We start from the raw sequence: 12,490 nt of genomic DNA on the forward strand, positions 1-12,490 counted from the left end.
AGGAAATCATTTTTATTGGTATTCATCAAAAATCAGTATGTTAGCTCATGTACAATCTCTGGCAACACAAGAAACATGTCACTTTATATCAATGTCACTTACGGAGTGTCAAGTTCTAAACCCCCTGGAAGCCGCGATTTTTGCGGTTTCAGGATATAAGCTCGAAATCGCATTTCGATTTTAATGGGCAGTAAGACCCTGCTTTATGAGTTTACCGGCATCAGCTTCATTTTTAGCCTGTTCGTCGCTTTCCTTTTTAGGAACGGGAACCGGCATATATTGCAAAGCTACTTGCAGAACCTCATCTATCCAGTGCACCGCTCTGATGTCCAGATTTCGCTTTATATTCTCAGGTATCTCAACCAGATCTTTTTCATTTTCTGAAGGAATCAAAACTGTTGTGATTCCGCCTCTGTGGGCAGCCAGAAGCTTTTCCTTTAATCCGCCAATAGGCAATACTTCACCGCGCAAGGTAATCTCACCGGTCATCGCGACGCTGGCCCGCACCGGTATTTTAGTCAGTGCCGAAATAATAGCCGTACACATACCTATGCCCGCACTAGGGCCGTCTTTCGGCGTTGCGCCTTCGGGTACATGTATATGAATATCATTTTTCTGAAACAGCTCATTGTCTATACCCAGGACTTCCGAACGACTTCTTACCACTGTCATGGCGGCTTCAATTGATTCTTTCATAACCTCGCCAAGCTTGCCGGTAGTCGAATGTTTTCCTTTTCCCGGGATTACCGCTGTCTCGATGGTTAATAATTCTCCGCCAACTTCTGTCCACGCTAAACCTGTAACCTGGCCGACTTGATCCTGTTCCTCGGCAAGACCATAATTAAAACGTTTAACTCCGAGATATTTATCCAGATTCTCGGGACCAACCAGTATTTTGGTTTGCTCCCGTGTCAGCAATAGATTTTTAACGACCTTACGGCAGATTTTGGAAATTTCCCTCTCCAGGCTCCGCACGCCGGCTTCCCGGGAATAATAACGAATCATATCCCGGACCGCTGCTTCTGAAATTTCAATTTCCTGCTCTTCCAGACCGTTATTTTTAACCTGTTTGGGAATCAAATAACGGAGAGCGATATTGATCTTTTCATCTTCCGTATAGCCGGCCAGACGTATGACTTCCATCCTGTCCAGCAAAGCCGGAGGAATATTCATGGTGTTCGCAGTAGCCACAAACATTACATCAGACAAATCAAAATCCACTTCCAGATAATGGTCGGAAAAAGTATGATTTTGTTCAGGATCCAGCACTTCTAATAAAGCCGACGCCGGATCGCCTCGAAAATCAGCCGCCATTTTGTCAATCTCATCCAGTAAAAACATCGGATTCCGGGTTTTCACTTTAGCCAGATTCTGCAGAATCTTGCCGGGCATCGAACCTATATAAGTTCGGCGATGCCCGCGAATCTCCGCTTCATCCCTTACGCCCCCCAATGACATTCGTACATATTTGCGATTGGTGGCTCTGGCAATGGATTCACCCAGCGAGGTTTTACCTACACCCGGAGGACCTACGAGGCACAAGATAGGGCCCTTCAGTTGCTTTATCCTTTGTTGCACGGCAAGATACTCAAGGATGCGCTCCTTGACCTTTTCCAGGCCATAATGTTCGGCTTCCAGAACCTGCTCGGCAACTTTCAGATCATGCCGCACTTTGGTTCTTTTCTTCCAGGGCACAGTAATCATCCAGTCAATATAATTACGCACCACTGTTGCTTCGGCCGACATGGGCGACATTAATTTAAGTTTATTAAGCTCCGCATCCGCCTTTGTTCTTGCTTCCTTGGACATCCCCGCATTTTCAATTTTCTTTTCCAGTTCTTCAATTTCGTTAGGTACGTCTTCCATTTCGCCCAGCTCTTTTTGAATCGCTTTCATTTGCTCGTTCAGGTAATATTCCCTCTGATTTTTTTCCATTTGCTGCTTGACGCGTACGCGAATCCTCTTCTCCATTTCCAGAAGATCGACTTCCCCTTCCATTAAAGTCATCAAATCTTCCAGGCGCTTCTCGATATCTGCGGTTTCAAGTATGGCCTGCTTTTCATTAACTTTTAAAGTCATATGAGCCGCCATCGTATCGGCCAGTCGGCTGGGGTCATCAATGCCGGCCAGAGAATTCAGTACTTCGGGGGGAATCTTGTTATTCAGCTTGACGTATTGGTCAAACGAAGTGATCACGGTTCGTTGTAATACTTCCTGCTCCTGTTCAGGCAGTTCCATAACATCATTAATTTTCATTATGACAGCTGAAAAAAAGCCGTCTGTCTCTTTATAGCCAATGACCTGGCTACGCTGGCTGCCTTCAACCAGCACCTTGACAGTTCCATCAGGAAGCTTCAGTAACTGCAAAATATTGGCAAGCGTACCGACCTCATAAAGGTCAGTAAAATCTGGCTCATCAACTTCCGCCTCTTTTTGGGCCACCAGCAATATCTGTTTGTTATCCTTCATGGCGGCATCCAGGGCCTCAATAGACCGTTCTCTGCCGACAAATAAAGGAATTACCATATGCGGATAAACCACCACATCTCTAAGGGGTAAAACAGGAATTAAATTACCGGGGCGTTGTAACTCTTTCACTTTATGCGTTTCCATAACACGGAACCTTTAACAAATTGCGTTGAATTAAGATTATGGGGATGCTAATTAAAATAGCAAGGGATAAAGAGCAGCTAAAATAGTAATATTGCACTCCAAAGCGCAAAAAAAAGGAGCTTGGAAAAAAGCTCCTTTTTTATCTCCGCCTTATGATTCTGCCGAGGCTTTTTTCTTCTCGGCTTTATAAACCAGAAAGGGCTCGGATTCGCCTACAATAACACTTTCGTCTACTACGACTTTGCAAATATTATCTGCTGACGGTAACTCATACATGGTATTCAGCAAGATATTTTCGACAATTGTCCTTAATCCCCGTGCGCCTGTTTTTCTTTCCATTGATTTGCGGGCGATTGCATGCAATGATTCTTCGCGAAATTCCAGTTCAGCGCCTTCCATTTCAAATAAATGCTGATATTGTTTGATCAACGCATTTTTAGGCACAGTCAATATCTGTACCAGGGCCTGTTCATCCAGCTCTTCCAAGGTTGCAATAACCGGAAGACGTCCCACAAATTCCGGAATTAATCCGTATTTGATTAAATCTTCAGATTCAACTTCGGCAAACAGTTGCCCGACATTTTTTGCTTCATCCTTGGTTTTTACTTCCGCTGAGAAACCTATCCCGCCTTTTTCAGAACGGGCCTTAATAACACGATCCAAACCGGCAAATGCGCCTCCGACTATAAACAGTATATTAGCCGTATTTACCTGTAAAAATTCCTGCTGGGGATGTTTGCGGCCGCCCTGGGGAGGAACCGAAGCGATGGTTCCTTCAATCAATTTTAATAGAGCCTGCTGAACGCCTTCCCCTGAAACATCACGGGTAATGGAGGGATTATCGGATTTTCTGGAAATTTTATCAATTTCATCAATATAAACAATACCCGTTTCAGCTTTCTCAACGTCATAATCGCATTTTTGCAGTATTTTCTGAATGATGTTTTCTACGTCTTCACCTACATAACCCGCTTCTGTCAGCGTGGTTGCATCGGCAATAGTAAAAGGCACATCAAGCAACCGGGCTAATGTTTCAGCCAGCAATGTTTTTCCTGAACCGGTAGGTCCAATCAACAGGATGTTGCTTTTTGCTAGCTCAACCATATCTTTTCTGGACTTGCTGCGCAAACGTTTATAATGATTATAAACTGCTACCGCCAGAATTTTCTTCGCTCGTTCCTGTCCGATAACATATTCATCGAGTTCTTTTTTTATCTCTTTTGGTTTGGGTAATTCGTCCGCGCCGGAAGCAGAATCATCCTGCAATTCATCTTTAATAATGTCATTACAGAGTTCAACGCATTCATCACATACATAAACTGATGGCCCGGCAATAAGCTTTCTTACTTCATGCTGACTTTTGCCACAAAAGGAACAATAGAGCAACTTATCGTCGTCTTTGCTGTTTTTGTCATTACTCATAAATTTGGACTCCTGCAAACATCCCGATGTGATGTATTTATTGTCGATAATATAAAGAATATATCGAAATCGACAAAGATACCAACGGTTATTTTTCAGAAGCCGTGATTCGACTCGATAATACTTTATCAATCAAACCATAACTTACCGCCCCATTAGCACTTAAAAAGTTATCTCTATCCGTATCTATCTGCACCTTGTCTAACGGTTGACCGGTATGGTGAGCCAGGATTTTGTTCAGTTTTTCCCGGATTGACAGAATCTCCCGGGCATGAATATCTATATCAGAAGCTTGTCCCTGAAAACCGCCCAGCGGTTGATGGATCATCATTCTTGAATGAGGCAGACAATAACGTTTATCTTTTGCCCCTCCTGTTAGAAGCAATGCGCCCATACTGGCTGCCTGGCCAATGCACAAAGTGCTCACATCGGGTTTAACAAATTGCATGGTGTCATAAATTGACATACCGGCGGTTACTGATCCGCCGGGAGAGTTTATATAAAGATGAATATCCTTGTCAGGATTTTCCGATTCAAGAAAAAGCAGCTGGGCAACGACCAGATTAGCCATATAATCTTCCACCTGGCCAACCAGAAAAATAACCCGCTCCTTTAATAATCTGGAGTAAATATCGAATGAACGCTCGCCACGCGCCGTCTGTTCTATAACGATAGGCACTAATCCGCCTGCAGCTTGCGGTGCAATTGCCTGATCTATTACCTGTTTCTTATACATTAGGATTCCTTATTGTTCTGGTTAGCCATGACATCATTAAATTTTACTGTTTCATCTGACACTTTTGCCTGCGCAACCAGCGCTTCGACTGTTTGCTCCTCCAGCACCATTTGCTGCACATCTTTTAAGCGGCTTTCATCTGAAAAATACCACCTGACAACATCCTGAGGACTTTCATAGCTTTTCGCCAGGTCTTCTACGGTAGAACGTACTCTGCCGCTATCCAGCTTGATGTTATTTTTTTGAATGACTTCCCCGAGGAGCAATCCCAGAGCCACGCGGCGTTTCGCTTGTTCTTCAAATACCTCTCTCGGCAAGCGCAAGTCTTCCAGCTTCACTTTCTGTCTTTTAGCGGTTTCCCTATAAGGCTTCATCAGGTTTTCAATTTCCTGGTCCAGCAAAGTATTTGGCACCGCAACCGGAATTTTTTTATACAAGGCATCCAGTACTGCATTTTTCAGATTGCTGCGCAATGCCTGTTCGAGTTCTCTTTCCATGTTAGCTCTAACATCTTTACGGAAAGCATCCAGGGAGCCTTCATCAATACCATAGGCTTTAATAAACGCTTCATCGATTTCCGGTAGAGCCGGTTCTTCAACCTGAATAACTTCAACTTCAAACTCAGCAGCCTTGCCGGCCAGCTTTTCATTCCCGTATTGTTCCGGAAAAAACACTTCAAAAGTTTTAGTAGCGCCCGCCTTGAGGCCAAGCAGATTTTCTTCAAAACCCGGAATCATTTGTTTTGCGCCACAAACTACCTGATAGTTCTCAACTTTTCCGTCTGTGAAGTTCTCGCCCTCAGAAATGCCTGAAAAACTTATTGTCAGGCGGTCATTGTCCCGGGCTTCCCGCTCCACGGCATGCCATTCTTTCTTTTGCGCCTGTAACTTGGCTATCATGTTATCCACATCCGCTTCTTCAACAGTTGCAAGCGGGCGAATGACTTCAAGTTGATCAATGCCTTCGAGGGAAATTTCAGGATAAACTTCAAACTCGGCCGTATATTTGAAACCTTCAGCCTCATCCGACGGGTGAATGTGCGGGTGGCCGACAGGCTTTAAATCCTGATCTTGCAAGGCTTCGAAATAAGTAGATTGGATCAGGTCGCCGGCAACCTCACCGCGCACCCGTTCTGCAAACATTTTTTTAACTACATGCTGAGGCACTTTGCCGGGACGAAAGCCATCGATTTTTGCTTCGCGCGCCAATTTTTTTAAGCGCGACGCCATTTTCTCCTGTACAACTTCTTCAGGTATGCTGACAGTCATTTTTCTGCTTAATTCGGATGTCTTTTCGACAGAAATTTGCATTTCTTTACCTCAAATAATTTAAAATAGAATTTGTATAAGATACCGGCAAACGGCTAAAGGATATGTAAAATTAACGATATAAGTCGGTAATTTTTAATTTATAGCATGAATCTTATGGTGCGAATGGAGAGACTCGAACTCTCACAGGGCTACCTACTGGAACCTAAATCCAGCGCGTCTACCAGTTCCGCCACATTCGCATGATTAACTTCTTATTATAAACAAATCCTTGGTCATACAACAAGCCATAAATTCAACAAATTGTCCAGCCTTGGGCATTATCAAACGGCAAAAATACTCCAGTTCTATACTTAACCAGATAAGCAATATTGAGTTTTCAGCGGCCGCAGGTTAGGCTAAAGTAAGAAGCTCAACACAACGAGGCCGCAAACGTCGAATTTGACGACAGGGCGCAGCGGGTCGCCTTGACGCAGATGACCGATGCTGCGGGCCATAAGTATTCTATTATTCCACTGCACGGTTAATTGGATGCCAAGGAAATTATTATTTGAACTGTGAGGGATTGAAAACCTGACCGGGAGTCAAATAGGTTTTCTGACTGTAAAAATGCCGCTGGTTAGTGCTCATCAAAGCCTAAATCAAATATTCACTGATACATCAAAACCCAAACGCCTGATTTCTTCAGCAAACGCGCTCATCGTTGCTGCCGACAGTGGACTCAGGTGAACAGCTTCAGGTTGCCATGAGGTCCGCGCTATCGTATATAACATTACCGTTTGCAAACTACTATTTGCCTGAAGCATTTTTAGCACACTCAGAAACGCTGCTTTTTCGGTGCTGGATAATCCCTGTTTATTATAGTCAAATAGGCATATCTGCAATTTTGTCGGACACAGCTTTGCTGAGAGCAGTAGATTTTCCAGACCGGCCCGACTGTTTTGAGCAGTATTATTTATAAATGCCTTGCCCTGGTTGGTAGCGCTATCCAGCTTGAACCAGACTTCTCCGCCATATTCCTTTAATCTTTTTAAGCCTTCCTGAACTTTAGACTGATGTATCAGGCTGCCATTCGTAATCAGCACGAAATTACTAGGCGGCAAAACTCCCACTTCAGTTGCTACTTGTCCAATCAGTGTCACAGCCCGGGCAAAGTCTTTCAGACTGGTCGGCTCGCCATTTCCGGAAATGGCAATATCCTTAATAAGCCGCTGATCTTCATGCATGTGAAAGCGCTCGTAAAAATCGCCATTTAACACATCATCAAGAAAAAACCTTAATTCATCTTCCAATAGCTGAAAATCCATTTCGGGCGCAGCGCCAATTTTAAGATCAGGCACCTGACAGTAGATGCAGCGCCAGTTACAGGCATTATTGGTATTAAAATTAATGCCGATAGACAAGCCGCCCGCTCGCCTGGATAGTACCGGATAAACATATTTTAAGCCGGCCGCGTCGCGATTATGACTGCTTGTTGTTAATACTGATGGCATGATAGTGTGCAGGTTAAGTCCCTAGCAATAAATAAACCTGTAGTTTGCCCCCTCCATGGGCCCTGGATTCCTGTAATCCATGCCGGAATGACGAATTAGGCATTTGTTGAGATAATCAATGACAGCAACCTTTATTATCTTTTTGTACGGGCGGACATGGCACCGTACCATAAGAACAAAAAACGCAGCAATCTCCTGCTTTCGGGCGCAGCAATATATGACAGTTTTCACATTTATAAAACCATTGACAGGCGTCGGTCGGCATAGTTTCTGTCTTTGCATGGCCGCATTCAGGACACGTTATTGTTGATTCAAGGATGATTTCTTTCTCCATTATTTTTTATCCTCTTTAAGCTGTGAAGGATAGCCTGCATTTTCCGTAGCCTTCATTAAACTGTTTATATCGGTAACTTTATCATCAAAAGAGACCTCCGCTGCTTTACTTTCATAAAGGATATTAACTGATTTGACCCCGTCAACCTTTTGTAAACTTTTCTTTACCGTAATAGGGCATACCGGGCAACTCATTCCTGGGACAAACAATATTACCGATCGCTCTGCCGCGGATAAAACTCCTGATATAGATAGCAATATCCAAAAAGCCAGCTTATTTCTCATACTATTACCCATAAATTATTGAAATAAGATAAGGCGAAGCAATAGACATTAAAACCACCACGGCCACCCCCCAAAATATACCTTCATACGTTCGTTTAACAGGGGGTTCTGCACAAACCTTTCCTTTTCCGCACATCTGATCGGGTGCCCGGTTATAGATAAGTGAGTAGGCAACGACTAATGCAGCCAATGCTAGAACAATGAAGACGGGACGATAAGGTTTAAGTGCCGCCAAGTTACTGATCCATGCGCCGCTAAAACCCAATGACAATAAAACCAAAGGACCTGCACAACACAGCGAAGTGGCAATACCTGCGAGCAAGCCGCCAATCAAAGAAATATTTAATTTTTCCGACATACTTTAAACTCCCCAATTTTTAATTGTGTTCAGGAGTATAAGGTCTGTACCCTGGCACAGAGTCAAGTAAGTTTTATCTTTGTGCAATAGCCGTAATAATCGGACAGCCCTGATGATCCTGATTGGATTCACAGGACTTGATAAGCTTTTCCAGTGTACTGGCCATAGACTGCAAATCTTGAAGCTTACTTTTTATTATTTCAAGCTTTTGTGCTGCAAGTTCTTTGGTTTCCCTGCAACTGCCATCACCCAGGGCTAAAAGGCGGGAAATTTCAGCAAGGCTAAAACCAAGTTCTTTGGCGCGCTGGATAAAACGAAGCCGGGATATAGTATCCTCCGAATAAACACGATAGCCGGACAGTGGTTTTTCAGGCTGATCGATAAGCCCGATTCGCTGATAATAGCGTATTGTTTCAATCCCTACGCCTGCTTTTTTTGCTGTTCCATTAATCGTTAAAGGTCTGTCTGACATTGCCCTGACTTCTGTGCTATTGGAGCATAACAGCGAATTATGCTTCAATTTGACGAGATAAAATTACTCTACCCGACTAGAATCCAGGGTGTGTGATTTTAACCAGAACTTCACCGCGCCCCATTTCCGACATATCGCCGGCATAGCGCTGTACCCGATTAAATGCGGCGGAAGCAGCGGCAAACCTGGAATTGAGCTTTTTAAACGACGCAAACAAAATAGGCAAGAATGACAGGGTATGGGCGCCGCAATCATTAAAACTGGCTGACAGCGCCGGCGGATTCCATAACAATAACGTGCCGCGGCGCATGGCGAAACCTAAATACTGGCCAGTTTGTCCCATTACCGCAATCGTTCCGGCTGTCATTCTTGAACCGCAATAATCCCCGGCATTGCCTTCAATCAGGATATTGCCGCGCCGCATGTGATCGCCGGCGCGCTCGCCGGCATTACCTTTAACAAGAATGGTTCCGCCTTTCATGCCCATTTTATTGCCGGGCAAAGCGGCTCCCAAAAAGTCACCGGCGTCGCCGGCAATTTCCAGACAACCGTTTTTCATTTCGCAGCCGGCAAAAATATCGGCATTGCCCGATACCTTAATAGCGCCGGATTTCATACCTAAACCCAGATAAGCCCCAGCATCGCCTTCTATTTTTATACTGCCGCCTTCCAGTTCCCGGCCGATAAAGTCAAGCTTTCCAAAACTGTTTTTTATTACCATATTTGTTGCATCAGAACCGCTAATGCCAAATAGTTCATCCACGCGACTCTTGCGCTTGCCGTTCTGTAAAGTAAGTGAAGCAATTTCAGCAGGCTCCAGCTTTGCCAGTTTTTGATAAACCAGCGGCGACATATCCACCCGCTGATCAGGCCGGTACTTCAGCGTAAACGTCAGACCGCTCATGCCATAATCTCCTGTAAGTGAAAGTGGAACGGCCCCAATTTACCGCCATAATTGCCTGCGCTAATGCGCGTGACGCCATTATCAGCGCCCAAATCGCATACCGCCTGAATGCCAGCCCGCATGGCTTTATCAATATCTTCCTTGGCTAAACCATCTATAACAATTTCCATCACTGATTCGATATCGGCTGAGAGTTCGGTTTTGGTCATGCCTTTTAAAGTCGGACAGAAAGCATCATTGGTCGAGGCATTTAACGCTTTGTATTTGGAACCGACTTTGGAGCCGGAACGCACGATGCCGCCGGGAAAAGGCATAATCACATTGGGAATTTTGCGCATTGCCTCAATCGCCGCTTCACAGGCCGCTAACGCTTGCGGCTGCGATTGCGCCAATACTAAAAAATTGCCGCCGCCTATTGCATCCACCTGACCCGTAGTCGCTTCGGTTAGAAATTCGCCGTCCATCACAGGAATACGCCAGTAGCGTTTGCCGTCGATGAGCTTGGCTACCTGAAAACCATCGCCAAAATAACGCAGGTTTTTACCCAGAGGTATTCGTGTGCCGCCATCAATTCCGGAAAATAATGCCGAAGTCGGCGAAGTTAATACGCATTGCCCTGCCCTGGTTTCAAGCTGCTTAGCCAATCCTTTGCCGCCCATCGCAAAAATCATGATAGAAACGCCGGAGCGGCCATCGGGTGTTTCAGATGGAGCCAACACACGTTCAATGCCGGCCTCGCAACCGCAGGCTATCACTGATGTGGCAAAGCCGGTCATTGTCTGCGCTGCAATCAGCGCCCATTTTTCATTTTGTGCGGTGATGAGTGCTCGTGTCGCTTTCATCGGAAATGCTTCGGCAAATGTTGCATCTATCGCTACCCCATTAATATTCATCAGACAGCTTCTCCCTTCGTCGGATGTACCGTCAGACTGCCGCGTCCATCCTCGGTAATTTCATCATCGCTGATTTTAAAGTTATCCAGCTTCATGGTCAGAAAACGGTCAAAATATTTCCTTAAATCTTTTTCCACCGAGACGTCAAAGTCCGGCTTAACCACATGCGTTGTACCCCATTTGGTATGAACAATCTTGCCGTCTTTTACGACTAATTCACCGTCCTTGAAAACATAAGCCGGTTTTTCAAACATAAGCTGCCGGTCGGCATTGTCGGTATAAACAGTAACATCCCCCCAGTTGCCTGAACCTAAACCGCCGCGATCTTTTAAACCAATCAATCTGGCGGCGCCGGCACGCGTCATAATCGCAATTTCCTGCAAACTGTATTCGCGGTTAATTGACGCCAGGGTAGTCATCTTTTGAGCCTCCGGATGTATTGTCGATAGCACCTCGTTACGAAAACTTCTATCCATCAACAAGCGAATCAAATGCGGATAACTGGTAAACGGCGCACCATTCGGATGATCGGTGGTCAGCGAAATACGCCACGGGTCATCAACCAGTAGAAAGGTTTCGAGGCCAATCGCCCATTGCAGGGCATTGACAAAGTTCTGATCCTTGTATTTAAACGGCACGATGCCGCAGCCTGCATCGCATTCAATGTCCATTGTCACCCATTTGTTCGGGCTGGCATGTTTATGATTGATAAATTGAATCATGCTATCGCCGGAAGCCGTGACAGTTTGACCAAACATGATCTGGCCGACATCAACCGTAATATTCTTGTTTTTATTGATGGTCTCTGCAATTTGCGCAGCACCCGATGAAAATTTGAAATCGCCTTCCGTGCCGTAACTGTGGAACTGAATATGAGTCAAGTGCAAGGGCAGGCCGCCGATGCCCTGAATGGTATCCAGCGTAGTATTCATGTTTCCGGGCACGCCCAGATTACAACCATGCACATGCAAGGGGTGAGCAATACCCAGTTCTTTAACAGCGGTCGCCAGGGTTTTCAGGATGGCGCGCGGCGTTACGCCGTAATGGCTGTTTTGCTCATCCAGATCCAGCCTGCGCTGGTTGAATTTGAAGGCGCTGATGCCGCCCGCATTCACTACCTTGACGCCAATGCCTTTAGCCGCATGAATAGTCCACGCCACATAATCGTTAATGGCTTTCTGATCTTTTTTGGCTGCCATCATGCGCAGCAGATAATCATCACTGCCCAGCATGATATAACCGCCCTTATCCAGAATCGGAATATCGGCCATTTCCATATGGGCCTGACGCGCATTAGTCGGCAGGACGGCAGGTTCAAAACCGGTGGTATAGCCCATTTCAGCATAGCGATATCCGGTCACAAAAGTACTGGGCGTGGCATGACCGCAACCGGAGCGGGTGCTGTGCGTACGGGCGACCGGATCAGCGCGGTGACCTTCCGGCATTAACGTTCTGGCAATATTGACTTTACCGCCGCCAATATGGGTGTGCATATCAATTGCCCCGGCCATGACTGTCTTGCCTTTTAAATCATATTCCCGGTCAACCTGAATATCCTCAACGGGTTTATTAACAATACGCCCGTCCTGAATGTAAATATCTTGCTGCTGTCCATCAATCCCGCTGGCAGGATCATAAACTGTGCCGCCTGTTAATTTTATTAGCATTTTTTCTCCAAATTACAGGAACTAAGAGTGCCGATAATGCACGGGC

General features: G+C 45.4%; 12 protein-coding genes and 1 tRNA gene. All 13 read right to left on the minus strand.

What is annotated here, in order from left to right:
- Positions 1-180: 180 nt before the first annotated feature.
- The 13 genes from lon to HUX64_RS05340 all read right to left on the minus strand — a co-directional run bounded on the left by lon (position 181) and on the right by HUX64_RS05340 (position 12,444).
- Positions 181-2,613 carry an endopeptidase La gene (lon, locus tag HUX64_RS05285; protein ID WP_174625189.1) on the minus strand — a complete coding sequence of 811 codons (2,433 nt, stop codon included), beginning with the start codon at positions 2,611-2,613 and terminating at the stop codon, positions 181-183.
- 150 nt (positions 2,614-2,763) lie between these two features.
- A complete protein-coding gene (gene clpX, locus HUX64_RS05290; RefSeq protein ID WP_174625190.1) occupies positions 2,764-4,035 on the minus strand; it encodes an ATP-dependent Clp protease ATP-binding subunit ClpX in 1,272 nt (423 codons plus the stop codon).
- A gap of 88 nt (positions 4,036-4,123) precedes the next feature.
- Positions 4,124-4,771: an ATP-dependent Clp endopeptidase proteolytic subunit ClpP gene (clpP, locus tag HUX64_RS05295; RefSeq protein ID WP_174625191.1), complete on the minus strand. Its 648-nt coding sequence runs from the start codon at positions 4,769-4,771 to the stop codon at positions 4,124-4,126.
- The gene (gene tig / locus HUX64_RS05300; RefSeq protein ID WP_174625192.1) at positions 4,771-6,081 is read right to left on the minus strand and encodes a trigger factor; all 1,311 of its coding nucleotides are present in this window, start codon (positions 6,079-6,081) and stop codon (positions 4,771-4,773) included. Before tig ends, clpP begins: the two co-directional genes overlap by 1 nt.
- A gap of 115 nt (positions 6,082-6,196) precedes the next feature.
- Positions 6,197-6,281: transfer RNA gene (locus tag HUX64_RS05305), tRNA-Leu, on the minus strand.
- 399 nt (positions 6,282-6,680) lie between these two features.
- Positions 6,681-7,532 (minus strand): radical SAM protein, encoded by an 852-nt coding sequence (locus HUX64_RS05310; protein WP_174625193.1) that lies wholly within the window; start codon positions 7,530-7,532, stop codon positions 6,681-6,683.
- 115 nt (positions 7,533-7,647) lie between these two features.
- Positions 7,648-7,866: a GDCCVxC domain-containing (seleno)protein gene (locus tag HUX64_RS19570; protein WP_246246910.1), complete on the minus strand. Its 219-nt coding sequence runs from the start codon at positions 7,864-7,866 to the stop codon at positions 7,648-7,650.
- Positions 7,866-8,150, minus strand: coding sequence for a mercury resistance system periplasmic binding protein MerP (gene merP, locus HUX64_RS05315; RefSeq protein ID WP_174625194.1), 285 nt, complete (start codon positions 8,148-8,150; stop codon positions 7,866-7,868). Before merP ends, HUX64_RS19570 begins: the two co-directional genes overlap by 1 nt.
- A 4-nt stretch (positions 8,151-8,154) precedes the next feature.
- Entirely contained in the window at positions 8,155-8,508 is a 354-nt protein-coding gene (locus HUX64_RS05320) for a mercuric transporter MerT family protein (RefSeq protein ID WP_174625195.1), read from the minus strand.
- A 73-nt stretch (positions 8,509-8,581) separates the two neighbouring features.
- Positions 8,582-8,980, minus strand: a complete 399-nt coding sequence (locus tag HUX64_RS05325) for a MerR family transcriptional regulator (RefSeq protein WP_174625196.1) — start codon at positions 8,978-8,980, stop codon at positions 8,582-8,584.
- 76 nt (positions 8,981-9,056) lie between these two features.
- Entirely contained in the window at positions 9,057-9,884 is an 828-nt protein-coding gene (locus HUX64_RS05330; RefSeq protein WP_174625197.1) for a formylmethanofuran dehydrogenase subunit C, read from the minus strand.
- On the minus strand, positions 9,881-10,777 hold the full coding sequence (gene fhcD, locus HUX64_RS05335; protein ID WP_174625198.1) for a formylmethanofuran--tetrahydromethanopterin N-formyltransferase: 897 nt from the start codon (positions 10,775-10,777) through the stop codon (positions 9,881-9,883). The genes HUX64_RS05330 and fhcD overlap by 4 nt, the downstream gene beginning before the upstream one ends.
- Positions 10,777-12,444 carry a formylmethanofuran dehydrogenase subunit A gene (locus HUX64_RS05340; RefSeq protein WP_174625199.1) on the minus strand — a complete coding sequence of 556 codons (1,668 nt, stop codon included), beginning with the start codon at positions 12,442-12,444 and terminating at the stop codon, positions 10,777-10,779. The genes fhcD and HUX64_RS05340 overlap by 1 nt, the downstream gene beginning before the upstream one ends.
- Between the last annotated feature and the right edge of the window lie 46 nt (positions 12,445-12,490).

The sequence above is a fragment of the Candidatus Methylobacter favarea genome (genome assembly GCF_902806695.1).
GTDB classification, from domain to species: domain Bacteria; phylum Pseudomonadota; class Gammaproteobacteria; order Methylococcales; family Methylomonadaceae; genus Methylobacter_B; species Methylobacter_B favarea.